Annotated in this window: 1 protein-coding gene; it reads left to right on the plus strand. The window is 45.3% G+C overall.

Annotated elements, in window-relative coordinates; all coding sequences use genetic code 11:
• Nucleotides 1-14 precede the first annotated feature (14 nt).
• A partial coding sequence (locus BCT81_RS04980; protein ID WP_102423416.1) for a hypothetical protein occupies nt 15-384 on the plus strand: 370 nt, incomplete at its 3' end.

Here is a 384-nt window from a genome sequence, read left to right on the forward strand (position 1 = left end):
GATAGGAAGGATTAATGACTGAGTTATCGAGTGACACGACGCAGCAAATTTTGCTTCAGCTTTATTGTCGCGAGCAAACGGAACAGCCGTTAATTCCTCGAGCTGATCTCGACACCGATATTTACGACAGCGAAACGTTTTTAGCTTGGCGAGAAACCAAGCGAGATTTTGTTGTCCGTGATATTGAAAATCGTGTTTGGGTGAAAAGCTGCCCGGCTGGCTACATTACTGAAGTGCATTTTAAAGCCGATGGCACTCTAACGGAGTACCGTTTGTTTGACCGCTTTAAAACTGTAGGGCAGTGGCAGTTAAAAGACGACTTATTGCACGTTGAGATTACTAAAGGCGACAACCGATATGAATTCGCGGTTGTAGCTCGAGCAG

It is taken from the genome of Vibrio sp. 10N.261.52.A1, from assembly GCF_002876325.1.
GTDB lineage: Bacteria > Pseudomonadota > Gammaproteobacteria > Enterobacterales > Vibrionaceae > Vibrio > Vibrio chagasii.